Source organism: Amycolatopsis sp. cmx-11-51, from assembly GCF_047608665.1.
GTDB lineage: Bacteria > Actinomycetota > Actinomycetes > Mycobacteriales > Pseudonocardiaceae > Amycolatopsis.
The window spans coordinates 1,333,466-1,346,112 of sequence record NZ_JADNQO010000001.1 but is presented as its reverse complement, the minus strand read 5'-3'; the positions used below and the strand labels follow the sequence as shown (position 1 = coordinate 1,346,112).

General features: G+C 68.8%; 12 protein-coding genes. 8 read left to right on the top strand and 4 right to left on the bottom strand.

Annotation, left to right across the window (positions count from 1 at the left end):
• Positions 1–17: 17 nt before the first annotated feature.
• Positions 18–929, bottom strand: coding sequence for an SDR family NAD(P)-dependent oxidoreductase (locus ACM6LU_RS06755; RefSeq protein ID WP_414936670.1), 912 nt, complete (start codon positions 927–929; stop codon positions 18–20).
• A complete protein-coding gene (locus tag ACM6LU_RS06750) occupies positions 930–1,508 on the bottom strand; it encodes a TetR/AcrR family transcriptional regulator (protein WP_414936669.1) in 579 nt (192 codons plus the stop codon).
• Positions 1,509–1,698: 190 nt separating this feature from the next.
• On the opposite strand from ACM6LU_RS06750, the gene ACM6LU_RS06745 reads away from it, so the two are divergent.
• From ACM6LU_RS06745 to trmB, 6 genes are all read left to right on the top strand, one after another.
• On the top strand, positions 1,699–2,637 hold the full coding sequence (locus tag ACM6LU_RS06745) for an ABC transporter ATP-binding protein (RefSeq protein WP_414936668.1): 939 nt from the start codon (positions 1,699–1,701) through the stop codon (positions 2,635–2,637).
• Positions 2,638–2,676: 39 nt separating this feature from the next.
• Positions 2,677–3,408, top strand: coding sequence for an ABC transporter permease (locus tag ACM6LU_RS06740; RefSeq protein ID WP_414936667.1), 732 nt, complete (start codon positions 2,677–2,679; stop codon positions 3,406–3,408).
• A gap of 173 nt (positions 3,409–3,581) precedes the next feature.
• The gene (locus ACM6LU_RS06735; protein ID WP_414936666.1) at positions 3,582–4,502 is read left to right on the top strand and encodes an ABC transporter ATP-binding protein; all 921 of its coding nucleotides are present in this window, start codon (positions 3,582–3,584) and stop codon (positions 4,500–4,502) included.
• On the top strand, positions 4,499–5,251 hold the full coding sequence (locus tag ACM6LU_RS06730; RefSeq protein WP_414936665.1) for a hypothetical protein: 753 nt from the start codon (positions 4,499–4,501) through the stop codon (positions 5,249–5,251). The genes ACM6LU_RS06735 and ACM6LU_RS06730 overlap by 4 nt, the downstream gene beginning before the upstream one ends.
• 161 nt (positions 5,252–5,412) lie before the next feature.
• On the top strand, positions 5,413–5,964 hold the full coding sequence (locus tag ACM6LU_RS06725) for a hypothetical protein (RefSeq protein ID WP_414937107.1): 552 nt from the start codon (positions 5,413–5,415) through the stop codon (positions 5,962–5,964).
• Positions 5,965–6,099: 135 nt separating this feature from the next.
• Positions 6,100–6,783 carry a tRNA (guanosine(46)-N7)-methyltransferase TrmB gene (gene trmB, locus ACM6LU_RS06720; protein ID WP_414937106.1) on the top strand — a complete coding sequence of 228 codons (684 nt, stop codon included), beginning with the start codon at positions 6,100–6,102 and terminating at the stop codon, positions 6,781–6,783.
• 213 nt (positions 6,784–6,996) lie between these two features.
• On the opposite strand, the gene ACM6LU_RS06715 is transcribed toward trmB, so the two are convergent.
• Together ACM6LU_RS06715 and ACM6LU_RS06710 are read right to left on the bottom strand one after the other, a co-directional pair.
• Positions 6,997–9,243, bottom strand: coding sequence for an FtsX-like permease family protein (locus ACM6LU_RS06715; RefSeq protein ID WP_414936664.1), 2,247 nt, complete (start codon positions 9,241–9,243; stop codon positions 6,997–6,999).
• Positions 9,243–9,965, bottom strand: a complete 723-nt coding sequence (locus tag ACM6LU_RS06710) for an ABC transporter ATP-binding protein (RefSeq protein WP_414936663.1) — start codon at positions 9,963–9,965, stop codon at positions 9,243–9,245. Before ACM6LU_RS06710 ends, ACM6LU_RS06715 begins: the two co-directional genes overlap by 1 nt.
• 244 nt (positions 9,966–10,209) lie before the next feature.
• Between ACM6LU_RS06710 and ACM6LU_RS06705 the strand changes: the two genes are divergently transcribed.
• The gene (locus ACM6LU_RS06705; RefSeq protein WP_414936662.1) at positions 10,210–11,988 is read left to right on the top strand and encodes a sensor histidine kinase; all 1,779 of its coding nucleotides are present in this window, start codon (positions 10,210–10,212) and stop codon (positions 11,986–11,988) included.
• Complete coding sequence (locus ACM6LU_RS06700; RefSeq protein ID WP_414936661.1) at positions 11,985–12,635, top strand: response regulator; 651 nt, start codon at positions 11,985–11,987, stop codon at positions 12,633–12,635. Before ACM6LU_RS06705 ends, ACM6LU_RS06700 begins: the two co-directional genes overlap by 4 nt.
• Positions 12,636–12,647: the final 12 nt, after the last annotated feature.

Sequence of the window (12,647 nt, the reverse complement as noted above, 5' to 3'; positions counted from 1 at the left end):
CCGGCCGGCACGGTGACTCAGCGGTACAGAGCGTGGTCCGCCGTCTCCGGGTCCTTGCCCGCGTCCCTGACTTCGGCCATCCACTTGCCGAAGTCGGGGCGTGAGCCGTCGACGTCGGTCAGGCCGTATTCGTTCATCAACGTCCACGAGGCCAGCGTCTTGCCCGCGAACCGCGAGACCTCCGGATCGGTCGCCAGTTTCGCGACGCCCCGCCCGAGCAGCGTCGGGGTCTCCGAGATGGCGAAGTCGACCGGCGCGGTCTTGCCCACCGCGTCCCGCCAGGTCTCCTCGGTGACCTCGAAGTGGTCCAGCATCGACTCGGACCGCAGGAAGCCTGGCGTCACGGTCATGCCGACGCACTCGTACTTCTCCAGTTCCGCCCCCAGCGCCCGGCCGATCGCGCGGATGCCGGACTTCGCGAGGAAATACGGGATCCCCGCGCCGACGTACTCGTCGTGATCCCCGTCGGTGACCTCGATGACGAGACCACCCTCCCGCCGCACGACCAGCGGGAGAAGCCGGTGCAACGCGATCAGATGCGTGTCGATCGCGTTGTGCACCAGCGTGAGCGCGTCGTCGAGGCTGGAGTCCCAGTACGCCCGCTCGAAGTCCGCGAACGGGTCACCGCCCCAGACGTCGTCGACGAGGAGGTCGATCCGACCGTCCACTTCGGACTCGATCCGCGCCCGCAGTGCGTCCGCATCGGACACCTTGGTGAAATCGGTCCGGACCGGGATTCCCCAGCCACCCGCCGCGTCGACGAGTTCCGCCGTGTCCTCGATCGTCTCCGACCGCTTCATCGGCGACTGGTGCTCCCGCGTCGTGCGGCCGGTGACGAACACCGTCCAGCCGAGCCTGCCCAGCTCCACCGCGATCGCCCGGCCACATCCTCGGGTCGCCCCCGCGACCACTGCCACTTTCTGTTCCACTCAGGACACCCCTTTCCACGCGGTCAGCACCGCGTCCATGTCTTGCCCCACGCGGTCGACGTAGCGGCCCTTCGGCCGGATCGACCAGTCCAGCGCGGCCCCGTTCGCCACCCCCAGCAGCACTCGCGCCGCACGGACGACACCCGGCGCACCCGGCAGGGCACGCGCCGCGACCCGCACCAGCCGTCGCAATTCCGCTTCCACGGCGGTGAAATGCTCGCCGAGCAGGGCACGGAGTTCCGGATCCCCGATGTCCACCCCCAGCTGCCCGAGGTGGTTCGCCGCGGTTTCCGCCGAACCCATGCCCTCGTAGATCACGACCACCGCCGCCCGCAGACCTTCCACGGGATCGGCCAGCTCGCCGCATTCCCGCATCCTCCCTACGACCGACCGCGTGTTCAGCTTGCTCAACGCCTGCAGAAGGCCGTTTTTGGAGCCGAACCGCTGCGCGACCGTGCCGACCGCGACCCCGGCCTCGGCGGCCACCTGGGCCAGCGTGAAACCCGGGCCGACCATGCCGATGACGATTTCCGCCGCCTTCAGCAGTCGTTCGTCGGTGATGGTGCGAGGTCTCGCCACGCAGTTATTGAACCATGGTTCAATATCCCTGGCGATTCAGGGTCACACTCAGGGGTGTCACCGATCGCGTACGCCGCCGGAAGACGGCAAGCTACGACTCAGGTCGGGTATCAGGTTGGCACCTCAGGATGACGCGCTCGGCCACCCACATGGACGACGATTGCTTTCGCAGTCGCCGAGGGGAGCAGACATGATCGAGGCAGTGGGCCTCACCAAGCGGTACGGCAAGACACTGGCGGTGAACAACCTGTCCTTTTCCGTCGAGGGAGGGAAGGTCACTGGATTCCTCGGCCCCAACGGGGCGGGCAAGTCGACGACCATGCGCATGATCCTCGGCCTCGACAACCCGACCTCGGGTGAGGTGCGCATCGGGGGCAAGCTCTACCGCGAGCTGAAGGACCCGCTGCGGACGGTCGGCGCACTGCTGGACGCCAAGTGGGTGCACCCCAACCGGTCGGCGCGGGCGCACCTGCAGTGGATGGCGAAGTCCAACAAGATCCCGGCGGCCAGGGTCGACGAGGTGCTCGAAACCGTCGGGCTCACCAGCGTCGCCGGAAAACGCGCCGGTGGTTTCTCCCTCGGCATGTCGCAGCGACTGGGGATCGCGGCGGCCCTGCTTGGCGACCCGGAGGTCCTCCTCTTCGACGAGCCGGTCAACGGCCTCGACCCCGAGGGCATCCTCTGGATCCGGAAGTTCATGCACCGGCTGGCCGACGAAGGCCGCACGGTGCTGGTTTCCTCGCACCTGCTTTCGGAGATGGCGCTCACCGCGAGCCACCTGGTCGTGATCGGCAAGGGGCAGCTGATCTCCCAGTCCTCCACCGAGGACTTCGTGGCGCGGGCCGCCGAGAACACGGTCAAGGTCCGATCGCCGCAACTGCCCGCGCTGCGCGCCGCGCTGACGCGGGCGAGCGCACAGGTCACCGACGTCGACAAGTCGCTCGTCGTGTCCGGTATGGACAGCGACAAGATCGGCGAAATCGCCGCGGCCAACCAGATCGTGCTGCACGAGCTCAGCCCGCAGACCGGCTCCCTGGAGCAGGCCTTCATGCAGATCACCGGCGATTCGGTCGAGTACCACACCGGTCTCGAAGCCGAAGCCGCCGAAGTGGTCGCCGCCGCCCAGTAGCCACTCACTCTTTTCAACACTGCCGAGGAAAGAAAAGCCATGACTCTGCTCGCTGTGGAACGCATCAAGCTGTTCACCACACGCTCGCCCTGGTGGTGCGCGCTGGCCGCCCTCGCTGTCGTGATCGGTTTCGCCGCCATCGTCGCCGGCGCCGCACCCGCCGGTGAACTCACCGACGTCAGCCTGACCCAGTTCGGCTACGGCTTCGGCATGGCCGTGATCATGGTGCTCGCCGCGCTTTCGGTGACCACCGAATACCGCTTCAGCACCATCCGGACCACCTTCCAGGCCGTGCCGAACCGCACCTCGGCGCTGCTGGCCAAGACCGGCGTCGTCGCGATGCTGTCGTTCGTGATCGGCGAGATCGCCGCGTTCGGCGCCTGGGGCCTCGCCTCGGTCATGCGGCCGGAAGATCTCACGCTGAACACCACCGCGGAGTGGATCAGCGTCGCCGGGGTGGGTGTGGTGTTCGCCCTCGCCTCGGTGATCGCGGTCGCCCTCGGCGTCCTGATCCGGCACAGCGCCGGCGCCATTTCGCTCCTGCTGATCTACGCCCTCGCGGTGGAGAACCTGATCCAGCTCATCCCGAAGATCGGCAAGGACATCTACGAGTGGATGCCGTTCCGCGTCGCCGACAGGTTCCTCAACGGTGCGGGGCCCGCCGCGTCCGAGTCGGCGTTGAGCCAAGGCGGGGCACTGGCCTACTTCGCCGGTTTCGCGCTGGTGCTGCTGACCATCTCGCTGGTCGTCGCGAACAAGCGCGACGCGTAAGGAACCTCCACCGGGGAGAAAGCCGGTCGCCAGGCTCGGGGGAGCGGTGCGACCGGACGGGGAGAAAAGGGGAACAAGGACCGGGCCGCCTGTCGGGGGGCAGCCCGGTCCTTTCCTGTCGGGCCGCAAGGCACCACGTTGGGTAATGTCGTAATCCACTGGAGGGAGGGCCGATGATCGAAGCCACCAAACTCACGAAACGCTACGGCGCAAAAACCGCCGTCGACGACCTTTCCTTCACCGCCGAAACAGGGCGCGTGACAGGGTTCCTCGGGCCGAACGGGGCAGGCAAGTCCACCACGATGCGGATGATCCTCGGCCTCGACAATCCCACGTCGGGCTCGGTGACCATCGACGGCAAGTCCTACCGGGAACTCCGTGATCCACTTCGGACGGTCGGCGCGATGCTCGACGCCACTTGGCGTCATCCCGGCCGCACGGCCCGCGAGCACCTGCGGTGGGTCGCCGCGACCAACGGCCTGCCGGACAAACGCGTCGACGAGGTGCTCCGGCTGGTCGGGCTGGAGTCGGTCGCCCGCAAACGGGCCGGGCAGTTCTCGCTCGGCATGTCGCAGCGGCTCGGGATCGCGACGGCCTTGCTCGGCGACCCACGGGTGCTGCTGTTCGACGAACCGGTCAACGGGCTCGACCCCGAGGGCATCGTGTGGATCCGGCAGCTGATGCACGCGCTCGCCGCCGAGGGCCGCTCCGTGTTCGTGTCCAGCCACCTGCTGCCGGAGATGGCGCAGACCGCGCAAGACCTCGTCGTGATCGGCCGGGGGAAGCTGATCTACCAGGGCACGATGGAGGACTTCGTCGGCCGCGCGAAGAGCCTCGGCGTGCGGGTCCGCAGCCCGCACCTGCCCGAACTGCGGACGGCGCTGACCGAGAAGGGCACCGAATTCCGCGAGGAGGACGGCGCGCTCATCGTGTCCGAAATGGACAGCGACGACATCGGCGAACTCGCCTTCGCCGCGGGCGCGACCCTCCACGAACTCAAGCCGCTCACCGGTTCGCTCGAAAACGCGTACATGCAACTCACCGCCGAAGCCGTCGAATACGGCACCGGCCAGGTCCCGGAGGTCGCCCGATGACCGCGGCGAACATGCTCCGCGCCGAGCGGATCAAGCTGCTGAGCACGCGCGCGCCCTGGTGGTGCGCGGCCATCGCGATCGTGGTCGCGCTCGCCTACACCGCGTTGTTCTTCGGTTTCGTTCCGTTGGAGGGACAGACCGGTGTCGGTTCGACCCAGATCGCCAGTGCGCTCGGCCGCACCGTGGTGCTGATCCTCGCCATCCTCGCGGCGGCGACGGAGTTCAACTGGGGCACGATGAAACTCACCTTCCAGGCGGTGCCGTCCCGCGTGCCCGCCCTGCTGGCGAAGGGCGCCGTCGTCGGAGTGTTCTCGGCCCTGATCGGGCTGCTGGTGGGCTTCGGCTCATGGGCTGTCGCCTACCTGATCAAACCGGCCTCCGACCTAGGGCTGGCCTCCGGCGCCGACTGGCGCGCGGTGGCGGGCCAGGGGCTGACCTTCCTGCTGACCGGGTTGCTCGGCGTCGGACTCGGCCTGCTGTTCCGCAGCCCCGCGTTCGCCCTCGGGTTCGCGTTGGTCTGGACGCAGTTGGTCGAAGGTCTCGTCATGCTGATTCCGAACATCGGCGACGACATCTACCAGTGGATGCCGTTCTTCGCGGCGAATCAGTTCTCGGGCCCGGATCTGACGGTTTCGATGCTGAAACTCGAACCGCCGATGGGAGCTTGGGGCTATTTGGCTTATTTCGCTGGTATCTGCGTGATTGTCTATGCGGCCGGACTGATGATCACCCACCGGCGGGACGCGTGAGCTTTTACCGCCTCCAAAGGAGTTAAGTCCACGTTAAGAGCCTGTGGCTTCTCTCACAGGAAGCGGACATACTGTTCCTGATCGGGCAATGCTCGGTATGAGCCTACTTTCTCGGCTCTCAGCCTCGGAGGTGATCCTTGACGGTGGATTCCGATCAGGGAGTGGAACGCACGATCCCGCAAGCCCGCACGGAAAGTATGCCGCCCCGGCTCGAGCCCATGCTCGATCTCGAATGGTCACAGGCGATCGAACTGCCCCGCACGGTGGCGTCCGCGACCCGGCCATCCGACATTCGCCGCGCCTGGGTGCATCGCGCGCCCGAAGATCTCGTTGTCGCGCTGTACCGCGCGTCGAGTGGAATGCACGGCGAAATCCCCGCGCCGTGGTGGCTTCGCGCCGTCGTGGAAGGCAGGCTCGAATCGCGGGAACTCGGTTTCCGCATCGAAGATCGCATCGCGGGCCTGCTCGGCAGACGTCCCGGGTGGGAATTCGTCCCGTGGGCCGCGGACGGAGAATCCGGCTACTGGGAGTTCATACCTTCCGAACGCGGAGCATCCGGGCATTCGATCCCGACCACGGTGCTGAACACCAGCCGCCACGACGGCTGGATCGACGTTCTCCCCGCCCATTCCAGTACGACGCCGCCGCCGATCGCGGTCGCCGGATTCGCCGGCCTGCGGGCACGGCTGGGAGAGTTCGAAGCGGTCCGGTAAGGACGACAGGCGGAGCAGAAGGGCGCGCCGCGCAAATCAACCGCGGACGAACCCGCTGTGCCACCGCCATGCGGTTCGCCGATGAGCACAGCACCCACGTTTAATGAGCGGGTGGAAAACGAGGACCAGCCACGGATGCGCAGCGTGGTCAGCTATGTCAACCGCGGCGGCCGGATGACCGTCGGGCAGCAGCGAGCGTGGGACGAACTCTGGCCGTCGCTCGGCCGCACGGTCGGCGAACTGCCCGAAGGCGAGGTGGATTTCGACGACTGGTTCGGCAGGCGGGCCCCGGTCATGGTGGAGATCGGCTCGGGTATGGGCGAGACCACGTCCCAGCTCGCGGCCGCCGCACCGGACCTCAACTACGTCGCGGTCGAGGTGTACGACCCCGGGCTGGGCCAGCTGATGCTACGCGCGGAGAAGCTCGGGGTGACGAACCTGCGGCTGATGCACGGTGACGCCGTCGTGCTGCTGACTTCGCACGTCGAGCCGGGCTCGCTGTCCGGGGTCCGGCTGTTCTTCCCGGACCCGTGGCCGAAGAAGCGCCACCACAAGCGGCGGATCGTGCAGCCGGAGTTCGTCTCGCTGGTGGCCTCGCGGCTCGCGCCGGGCGGGACCTTCCACATGGCGACCGACTGGGAGAACTACGCGGAGCAGATGCTGGAGGTCTGCTCGGCCGAGCCTCTCCTGCGCAACCGCCACGCCGGCGACCCCGGCGGCTGGGCCCCGCGGCCGGAGTGGCGCCCGGTCACCAAGTTCGAGAACCGCGCCGACGTCGAGGGGCGCGTCTCGCACGATCTGATCTTCGAGCGAGTCTGAAAACGACTGAAAGGGCCGGTCAGGACGTCCCCACGTCCTGACCGGCCCTTTCGTCACACCCCGCGCCTTGGGAAGCCCCCTGCGCGTCCCCGGCGCCCGTTCATCCCTCCCCCGACGGAGGGACGACCGAGCACCCGGCTCGTGGGTGTAACCAGCGACTCCACCCACGAGACCCGTCCGCCCCAGTGGCATGACGCCATTCGGGCGAACCTTTTACTCGTCGGCCAGCGGCTCCGACTGCACCCGCTTGAGCGCCGGGGTCGAGACGGATGCGCCGAGCAACGCCACCCCGATTCCCAGCACCACGGGCGCCAGCAGCCACGGGCTCAGCACGACCGGGTCCTTTTCGACCATGCTGTAGAGCCCCATGCCGACTCCGATCCCGACCACTCCCGCGCCGATGGTGGCCACCATCGCGGGCAGGGCCGCCTCCATCCGCAGCGCCCTCGCCAGCACCCGGACCGGGGTCCCGGCCGCGATGAGCGCCCCGAAGGTGCGACGGCGGTCCATCACCGAACCGGCGGTCGCCACGGCCGCGCTGCAGCCGGCGAGCACACCGGCGGCGATCAGGCCGATCACGGTGACCCGGCGCAGGTCGGCGAGTTCCTGCTGCTGGCTGACCAGGCGCAAGCCGCGGCTGCCGATCTCCTGGCCCGGTGCCGCCCCGACCAGCGCGGTCCGCACGACCTCGCCGTTCGCCTGCGTCGTCGGCACGACCACGTCGAGGCGCTCCGGTTCGACGTCCGCGGGCAGCAGGGCCGGGTCGATGACGATCGTGCCGTACGTGTCCTCTTCGGACTGGGGGAACGTGTGCGCCGGGACGTTCCCGAGCTGAGTACCGGCCTTGTCGTAGTCCGGCGTCACGCGGTACGACGCCGGGTCGATCTTGGAGCTGCTGTAGATCGCGGGGCCAGGCCGGCAGGAGCCGCCGATGTTCACCCGCAGCAGCTTCGTGGCGTCCTCGCAGGTCATCACGAAGGCCCGGTTCAGTGTCTGGTCGCGGGTCCCCACCTCGCCGGTGGACAGGTAGACCTGGCCGACCGCGACGGCCTTGTCGGCGATCCCGTTGCGGGCGAGGGAGGCGTTGGTTTCCTCCACGATCTGCTGCGAGTGGGTCGCATCGGCCTCGGCGTAGAGGACGTTGTCCTTGAAGGTCCGCCCGCCGCCCGCCATCGACTCGAACGAGGGCAGCAGCGTGAGTGCCATCGAACCGGTGAAGACCGCGAGCACGACACCCGCCGTGGCCCGGTAAGCGCTCTTCGGGTCGTCACGGAGCCTGCGCCCGGCCAGCAGCGACGCCGGTTTGCGCCAGATGCGGACGAACGTGCCGCCCACCGCCGAGGTGACCCACGGCCCGATGATCGCGGCCGACGCGACCAGCAGGAACAGGCCGAACATCACCATCGGCAAGCTGGCGTTGTCCTGGCTGACCGCGAAGAGGAAGAAGGCACCGGCCACGGGTACCGCGAGCAGCCGCCACCAGTGCAACGGCTTGCGCGCGTGCGCCGAAGCCGCGAACAGCGGCGTCTTCAGCACGCGGCGGATACCGAGGACCCCGGCGAGGACGACCAGGAGCGGGATCGCCACGGCGACCGCGATGGTCGAGCCGAGCGAAAGGCTGAAGTCCGACGCGAGCCAGGTTCCGCCGCCCCAGGGGACGAACGTCGAGAGGCCCTGCAGTGCCGGTGCCACGAGGATGCCGAGCAGGGCGCCGACGACCGCGGACAACGCGGTCTCGGCGGCGACGATCTTCGTCACCTGCGCCGGGGTCGCGCCTGCCAGCCGCAGTGCCGCCATCCGCAGCTCACGCCGCGTGGCGGTGAGCCGGGCCGAAGACGCGACGAGCACCAGGCTCGGCACGAGCAGGACGATGACGCCGACCCAGGCGAGTAGTTCGAGGAGCGGGTCGGGCTTGGCCTGCTTGTCGGGGAAGCCGTCCGCGGCCTGCGCCGACTGCGGCATCGACTCCGGGGTGTGGCCGACGACGGCGACCAGCTGCTCCGGATACATCAGCGAATCCGGACCGAGCGAGTCGACGAGCTTGCCGAACCGGTCCCCGAGCTGGACCTGCGGCGTCGACTGGATCAGTTTTCCGAGTTCGGGCGAAACGATCGACTCGCCGGGGGCCGGCAGCTTCGGGATGCCCGGCGGCAGGCTGAGCATCGGTGAGGTGCCGGTCTGGGCGATGTCGACGCGGATGATCTCGCGGTCACCCGAGTAGTCCTTGTTCGCCGCCATCAGCAGCGGCGCCGGACGCTGGGCCTGCCCCGACTCGGAGTAGTAGCTGTGGATGTCCTGCCAGATCGCCCGCTGCGAGCGGGCCTGCGTGGCGCCAGGGAGAGACGCCAGCAGGAGCACCAGACTGGTCGCGACGGCGACCCCGACCGCGGTGAGGATGGCCGACATGCGGGTCCGGCGGTCGACCCGGAGCACCCGCAGGGCCAGCTGGAAGCTGTTCATCAGGCAGCCAACCTCGTCGCGATCAGGCCGTCGCGGATGGAGACCGTGCGCGGCATGGCTTCGGCGAGTTCGCGGTCGTGGGTCACCACGATCACCGCGGCGCCACTGTCGGCGGCGGCCGCGAGCAGCGCGTCCATGGTGGCGCGGCCGGTTCGGGTGTCGAGCGCGCCGGTCGGCTCGTCGGCGAAGATCACCTTCGGCCGGTGCGTCAGCGCCCGTGCGATCGCGACACGCTGCGCCTCACCGCCGGAGAGCTCGCCGGGGCGGCGCTTCTCCTTGCCCTCGAGGCCGAGCTTCGCCAGCCATTCGCGGCCGGCCTCGATGGATTCCTTGCGGCCCTTGCCACTCAGCAGCGACGGCAGCGCGACGTTCTCCTCGGCGCTCAATTCGGCGACGAGCATCCCGGACTGGAACACGAAGCCGAACTCGGTCCGCCGCAGTTCGCTGCGTTTGCGCTCGTTGAGCTGGTCGACCCGCTGCCCGGCGAGGAAGATCTGCCCGGAGTCGGCGCGGAGAATCCCGGCGAGCACGTGCAGCAGGGAGGTCTTGCCGGAGCCGGAGGGCCCGACGATGGCGACCGCGTCACCGGCCTGGATGTCGATGTCGATCCCGGCCAGCGCGTACTGCGTGCCGTACCGCTTCACCAGCCCACGGCCGGCGAGTACCGCGCCGTTGTCGCGCCTGCCGTGATCGTGCTGCCAGGGCGCTGCTTCGGAATTCACGTTACCTCCCACTCAAGGGCGCCCTGCCATCACGATCACGGGACCTGACGGTCGAAAAGGGGGCGCGACTTCAAAAGATCGAAAGACCTTGGGCACTTCAGCCGCGATCAGCTTCGCGAACCCGCTGTCTGTCCACTTCGGGCAGACGGCCAGTGCTGATCACCCCCGCATCGGCCGATCGGCCGATGCGGGCCGGGCCGGTCGGCCAAGGTGCGGACGGCGGCGGATCCTCTACCGTCACGGTGTGACAGCGGGGCCATCCCAGAACAAGTTCTACGCACGCGTGAGTTCACTCGTGCGCCGTCTCGGCATGCCCACCGTCGTGCTGCTCGCCGCGCTCGCGTTCGACCTGTTCTTCATCACCGACGCCGCGTTCGACCAGGCGGGCCCTCGCGGTATCGACCTGCTGCTGTTCCCTGGCATCTTCGGGATGGTGTTCTGCGCGCTCTGGGCACAGAACCGGGCAGCGGTGGCCGCCGTCGCGGCTTCGGTCGTGCTGGTGGCCTACACGCTGGTCGTCCGGTATTTCACCATCCCGACCTACTCGAGCGTGCTCGCCCACCTGTCCATCACCGAGGTGGTGGCGGGAGTCGAAATCCTGTTCTACGCCGCCCGCCGGACGCGTCCGGGCGTCGCGGCCGCCGTGATCGCCGGCCTGGTGATGGCCACCTTGACCGCGGTGTCCGGCCGGTACACCAACTTCGACGGCACCTCGAACGGCACCATGGCGCAGGCGATGCTTTTCGGCGGCGTCCTGCTGGGCGGCACGCTGGTCTTCGCGATTCCCGGGCGCGACCGCACGGCGAATCCGAAACGCTACGAGAAGCTGCAGAAGATCAACAAGCTGGTGCTGGGGCAATGGCCGCTCATCGGCATGCTCGCCTTGGCGCTGATCCTGGAATTCAGCTTCACCTACGCCAGCAGGGCGCACGGCCTGCCGGTGCTGGCCTGTTCGATCGTCGCCGCGTTCATCGCGATCGCCGCACCCCGTCGACCGGCCGACGCGATGGTCGGGCTCACCGCGGTCATGCTGCTCTCGGCGCTGGTGATGCCCTTCCTCCGGCTCGACTACGACTACCCGACCCCCGGCGGTGTGCCGGGGACGCAGATAGTCGCGGGGATGGGGCTGGTCGTCACCCTGGTCCGCGCGGTCGGGCTGAGCAAAGCCGTGACCCGGATCGCCGGACTGTCCGCGGTGGTGGCGGGCGCCTGCGTTCTCAACACCAACCGGCCGACGCCCCGGCTCATGACCGACCCGGACGACATCGCCGGGTTCGCGGTCGCCGGGCTGCTGCTGCTCGGCATCTCGGTGGCGGTCGGCCTGGCGCTGCGTTCGCGGGACTCGGAGCGGACGCAGGTCATCCAGTCGGCGATCAGTGACGCGCAGACGTCGGAGCGGATGGCGCTCGCGCGCGAACTGCACGACGTCGTCGCGCACCACGTCACCGGGATCGTCGTGCAGGCACAGGCGGCGAAGCTGATGGGCGAGCGGAACCCGCAGATCGCGGTCGAGGCGATGGGCCGGATCGAGGACGCCGGGGTGGAGGCGCTCGCGGCGATGCGGCGGCTCGTGCGGAGTATGCGCGGCGACGCCCCGGCCGGGAGCAGCGAGTTCAGCGAGCAGGCCACCACCGATCTCGCCGCCGACCTGCGGACGCTGATCGAACGGTCGAACCACGGCGTGAAGACGGCGATGAAGCTCGAACTGCCGCCGAACGTGCCGCACGAGGTCGGGCGATCGGCGTTGCGGCTGGTGCAGGAGTCGCTGACGAACGTCGGCAAGCACGCGTCCGGCGCGACGGAGGCGCTGGTCATCGCCGAGGTTTCCGGGACGGAGTTGCACCTCCAGGTGACCGATGACGGACGCGAGCAGGAGCACCGTCCGGCCGGCGGGTCGGGCGGCTACGGTCTGATCGGGATGCGCGAACGTGTCGCCCTGCTGAGCGGCCGGCTTTCCGCCGGGCGTGCGCCAGGCGGCGGATGGCGCGTCGAAGCGTGGCTACCACTTGAAGGAGAAGAGTGATCCGGGTACTGATCGCCGACGACCAGGACATGGTGCGAACCGGCTTCCGGATGATCCTGGACAGCCACGACGACATCGAGGTGGTCGCCGACGTGGCGGACGGCGTCTCGGCGGTGGCGAAGGCGCGCGAACTGCGCCCCGACGTCTGTCTGCTGGACATCCGCATGCCAGGGATCGACGGGCTCGAGGTCACCAAGCAGCTGGCGGGCCCGGACGTCGCCGATCCGCTGAAGGTGGTGGTGGTCACGACCTTCGACCTCGACGAGTACGTGCACACCGCACTGCGGAACGGCGCGAGCGGGTTTCTGCTGAAGGACGCCGGGCCCGCGCTGCTGATCGAGGCGGTGCGCGCGGCCGCGCGCGGGGACGCGCTGGTCTCGCCGCAGATCACCGTCCGGCTGCTGAAGCATTTCGACGGCGGGACGGTGAAACGCGACGTCAGCCCGCCTTCGGAGCCGCTGACCGCACGGGAGCTCGACGTGGTCAAGGCGGCCGCGAAGGGACTGACGAACACCGAGATCGGGGCCGAGCTGTTCCTGTCGCTGTCGACGGTGAAGACGCATCTGGCGTCGGTGCAGGGCAAGGTGGGTGCGCGGAACCGGGTGGAGATCGCGGCCTGGGCGTGGCGGAGCGGCGTCGTCGACTGACCTAAGCTCCCT